Below are 2,163 nucleotides of genomic sequence, written 5' to 3'. Positions count from 1 at the left end.
CAAACCGCCCGATCAAAATTCTCGTCCCCGGGTCGGATGCGCCTGCCGCCGACCTGGTGCTGGCGCAAGGCCTGCGCTGGCCGCGACCGCTGCCGCTGCTGATGGCGCAAGCCTTTGGCCCGTCCTTCCGCACCGAGGCCGGCGGCAGGCGCATCCGACCCGGGGACGAGAATTTTGATCGGGCGGTTTGCCTGGCGCTGGTTGCGGCGGCGGCGGACGCCTGCCGGCTGGCCGCCGAGCTGTCGCGTCGGGCCGAAAAACTCCTGGCGGCGGTGCCAAAACTGCGCGCGAAAGGCGCCAGCGACGTGATTTTTTTGCTCCTGAATGAAGATGCCGTCCCTGGCACGCTGACGACGAAAAACCTGTCTCGCTTTGCATCGCGGCGGCTGTTCGAGCGGCTGCAACAATTGGATGCCGTGCGCGAGCTCTCCGGCCGTACCACCTTTCGGCTTTTTGGGTTGTAGGGATGACCGAAGCCTCTGCCCGCCGCAAGCCGACCGAACAGCCTGTGTTGCTCGACACGGAATTGGATCACTTGCCGCCAGAACTGCGCTGGCGCGAATGGATGGGCCGCGTCGAAGCGGTGATCTTTGCGGCCAGCGAACCGGTGACACGTAGTGTCCTCGCGCGGGTGGTGGGAAGGAATTGCAATATCGAGCTGGTCATCGACGACATCCGCGCCGAGCTCGCCGGCCGGCCCTATGAACTGGTCGCAGTCGCCGGCGGCTGGCAGCACCGGACCAAGAAAATTTTTGGCGACGCCATCCGCGCCGCCTTCGGCACGGCAGCGGGCGAGGGGGCAAAAGAACTGTCGCAGGCGGAGGCGCTTGTCTTGATGTGCATTGCCTATTTCCAGCCGATCACCCGTGGCGAGCTGTCGAGCTTTTTCGGCAAGGAGGTGTCACGTGACCTGATCGGCGTGCTGCGCGCTGAGCAGCTGGTCGCCTCGGGGCCGCGCAGCCCGCAGCCGGGCGCGCCCTACACCTATGTGACGACCAAAACTTTTCTGTCGCAGTTCGGGCTCGACACGCTGCGCCAGCTGCCGGATTTCGAGGCGCTCGAGGACGCCGGGCTGCTGTCGAAGGAGAAGCTGCTGGATCATCCCAGGGTTTGCAGATATCGACGATGATGGCGCCAGCGCCGCGCTCGACGAATAGATGATCCCATCACGGCGGGACACACGCGATCTCGCCGCTCGTCACATAGAAGATTGCGCCACGCACGCCGTCTGGTCTCGCCGGCTGGGTCCTTCGCGTGACGGAAGGGAGGTGGCGGCACGCGTCCGCTTGTCGATGAAGGATAAGCGAACAGGCAATTGATCGAGCCTGGTCGCACATGTCGATCACCATTGAGAGCTCTCGAAGGGAGAAAGTTCAATTGAACCACGTCTACCTTGAGCTTCTCGCGACGATTGAGGCGTTAAGATCCAGCCCATCGGGGCGACCATTCAGACGCTGATGGACAAGGTTCGCGACCTTTCACAGACGATCAAAGCCCTGAAAGACGATCTCCACCAGACAGCCGGCTATGGCCTGCTAAGAACCTAGCCAGCCGGCGAGTGCCCATCCCGGCCATTGTCAGCGAGGCGGCCATCCCAACAAGATCGCCTTGCCGCCACCGCCAATGGCGGATGCTGACAGCAGCGCCATAAGAACGCCAACGTAGATGGGGAAGATCATCCTCGGGCTATTCGTCCTTCCAAATGACAGTCTTCCCCCGAAAATCCCAATGAAATTTGAGGTTGGCTTTCAGTACCTCGGTGGGGATCCTCGGCTCGATCGCTGTGTGGAGAGCGTTATACGTTTCTCGGCAGAAGCTCGGCGGCGGGACATTCAGCTTGTACCCCGACGGGTACCTAAAATCTTGCTGAGAATTCATCAGGTCAAGGTTGTTGGCAATCATCTTCACGTTCCCAATCGGCGGCATTCCTAGGGCCACTGCGGCTTCGTAAATGTCCTCGATCTTGTGACCGAAGCCGAGCCGGAGACCGCGTTTCGACACGCCCTTTGAAGCTAGATACGCTTTCAAGAGGAGTTCTAGGTGTGAGCTTTCGAGAGGTTGTCCATTCGGACCGGACCGAGGAGACTGGAGTTACCACGCTTCAGCATCCATCGGAGGGTCCGAATGAACATCCACAAGAATGCCCGTCTCACACCGCTGCGT

At 61.2% G+C, this 2,163-nt stretch carries 2 protein-coding genes; both read left to right on the top strand.

The genetic code is table 11. The annotated features are described in order from the left end of the window. The coding region (locus tag EN884_RS33975; RefSeq protein WP_128361038.1) for a DUF1403 family protein at nt 1–464 on the top strand (464 nt) is incomplete at its 5' end. A gap of 2 nt (nt 465–466) precedes the next feature. Next, nucleotides 467–1,129 (top strand): SMC-Scp complex subunit ScpB, encoded by a 663-nt coding sequence (locus tag EN884_RS33970; protein ID WP_128361037.1) that lies wholly within the window; start codon nt 467–469, stop codon nt 1,127–1,129. The last annotated feature ends 1,034 nt before the right edge of the window (nt 1,130–2,163 follow it).

It is taken from the genome of Mesorhizobium sp. M7A.F.Ca.AU.001.01.1.1 (assembly GCF_004022735.1).
GTDB lineage: Bacteria > Pseudomonadota > Alphaproteobacteria > Rhizobiales > Rhizobiaceae > Mesorhizobium > Mesorhizobium ciceri.
This window is presented reverse-complemented; position numbering and strand designations above follow the sequence as displayed.

Coding starts and splice junctions, on each gene's coding strand:
- EN884_RS33970 (WP_128361037.1), top strand. CDS start 467: ATGACCGAAGCCTCTGCCCGCCGCAAGCCGACCGAACAGCCTGTGTTG.